Annotated in this window: 1 pseudogene; it reads left to right on the top strand. The window is 42.6% G+C overall.

Annotated features, from left to right (window positions below):
- Nucleotides 1-104 precede the first annotated feature (104 nt).
- Nucleotides 105-2,572, top strand: a pseudogene (locus ACFINL_RS09515) (hypothetical protein); the annotation flags it as partial.

Here is a 2,572-nt window from a genome sequence, read left to right on the forward strand (position 1 = left end):
AGCAATGATCCTCTACTCTAAATTCCAAAGGGATCAATAATGCTAAAATGTGTCTTTTTTATGTTTTGGAGGTGTTTCTAAGTTTTTTCATTGGAGAGTTTGTTATGAAAAAATTATATGCCCCACAAGCAGCGAGTGAATTAAAACGTTCTCGTTTTTCTTTTGTTAAAGTTCTTTCGTTGGCTACAGCGGCTACATTCTTATCGAATGTTACGCCTGTTTTTTCAGCAAATCCTGATTTTAGAAACACGTTTCTTGAGGGTGTAAAAAGTGCCGGTGTGTCTTATCCACAAAGCCTTCTCTCTGTTGCTGGTTTGAATGCTTCTGAAGATTACGCAAATTTTTTAACCAAAACCCTTTCTGGTAAGAGCGATAAGAGTTCTATCGTAAATGTTCTTGCGGACGATAGCAAAAATTTATTGGTCAGAACCCTAGATACAGACGAGCAATATAAAAAGTCTCTCATTAGTCCACGGTCGCTTGTTCGTGATAGCTCTACAGCCCAACAGTTTTCAGGGAATAATGAGAATGCAGCCCCTGTTAATGTTTCTGACCTTTTGCGGGGTGGAACTGCAGGAATGCAACGTTCTCAAAATAACAATGTTATTTTGGGTAGTGGGATTAATTATACAAAAAGCAAGTGGGGTGTTTTTATTGGTGACGATGTGGTTGGTAGTGTTGATGGGAGAGGTACATACGGTTCTGTTGCTATCGGGTACAGTGCAAAAGCTGGTGATGGTTGGAGTACTGTTATTGGTTATATGGCAGAGTCACCTAAGGCCGTGTATGGTACTGTTGTTTTGGGGCGGGGGGCAAAAACGGAAGGCATTTTTGGCATTGCAATCGGTGGTGTTGGAACTAGTCCTGGATCTGGAATACAGGATATTGATGAAAAAAATAGAGTACTTGCAGCTGGTGATTATGCAATGGCTCTTGGTTACGGCGCAAAGAATTATGCAGAAAAGGGGATTGCTCTTGGTTACAATGCATCTGCAACAAAGGAGGCGCTGTATGGTATTGCTATAGGTAATCAGGCAAATGCGTTTAGTCAGCATTCGATAGCTATAGGTTCTCAGGCACAGGTGGATAAGGGGGGGGAGCGTGGTATTGCTCTAGGTTATCAAGCCTGGGTATCAAATGAAGTGGATAGCATTGCTATAGGCTACATGGCTCATGCTTTAGGCAAAGACAGCATCGCGATAGGTTCCGAATATAATGAATCGGTTGGACCAGACGATCATACAACTGCGGGGAGTGATTATTCAACGGCTGTGGGTGCTGTTTCTAAGGCTTTGGGCTATGGTTCGACTGCTGTTGGTCATCGTGCATACGCAACAGCAAAGAATGCTACGGCTTTTGGTTTTTATTCGAAAGCAACAGTGGAGGGAGGCGTCGCTATAGGGAATGATTCTGTCGCTGATCGGGCTGCTGGTCTTTTAGGTTATGCTCCTTCTTTAAAGGATGGGGTTGCAACAAATGGCACATCTCAGTGGAAAAGTACGCTGGGAGCTGTGAGTGTTGGTTATGATGGTGCTGATAATCCACAAACACGACAAATTATCGGAGTAGCGGCTGGTAGTGAGCCTACTGATGCAGTAAATGTTGTACAGTTAAAAGACTTAGAAAGTGTCGTAAGAAATGGTGGTTGGAAACTATCTGTTGGGGGTAAGGATGATAAGACCGTTATCATGGACAGCGCGGTAGATTTTTCCGCTGGAAGTACAAATCTTCAAATTAGCAAAGGCAAAGATAATAATAATATAAAATTTGATCTAGCTAAGGATATTGCAGTCAATAAAGTAACTGCAGGAAACAGTACCTTAGATGCAACGGGCTTAGTGATTTCTGGTGGACCGAAAATAACAACGGGTGGTATTGACGCTGGTAGTAAGAAGATAACAGGCATTCAAAATGGCGCACTCACAGCAGAATCGACCGAAGCGGTCAATGGTTCCCAACTTTTGGCAACAAATACTGAAATTAATGAAGTAAGAGACAGTATTCTTGTTAAGCAAGTAGCAGAGATGGCTTTGACGCGCAGTCTCCGTGATGGAGGAACGGGCCTTATCACTATTGGTAAGGGAACAGGTGGTACCGAAATCAGTATTCTAAATAAGGATAATGGAGGGCGGAAACTTTCCGGTCTACTTGGCGGGACAATCAATGAAAATTCAGACGAAGCTGTAAGTGGTTCTCAGCTTCATACCCTAGGGAGCAGTGTTGCATCTTATTTCGGTGGTGGTGCTGACTTTGGAAATGGAAACTCAGTAGGTCCTACTTTTAAGATCAAAACTTTCGATACTGATGGAGAGGAAAAAAGAGAGAGTTATCAGAATGTAGCGGATGCGTTTGAGGGTGTTAATACGGCTCTCACGACTGTTCAGGATAAATTGACTGAACAGGTTAATAATGTGATTACCAAAGTAGAAAGCGAAAGCTTTGTTCAGCAAGATAAGACAACGAGTCGTCTCACTATTGGTGCAAAAGTAGGTGGCACAGAACTCAATATCGCAAATAAAGACAAAGGGGATCGGACACTTTCAGGTGTTGGTGAAGCAACAAAGGATAATGA

Source organism: Bartonella sp. AA78NXGY (assembly GCF_042197005.1).
In the GTDB taxonomy this organism is placed as follows: domain Bacteria; phylum Pseudomonadota; class Alphaproteobacteria; order Rhizobiales; family Rhizobiaceae; genus Bartonella.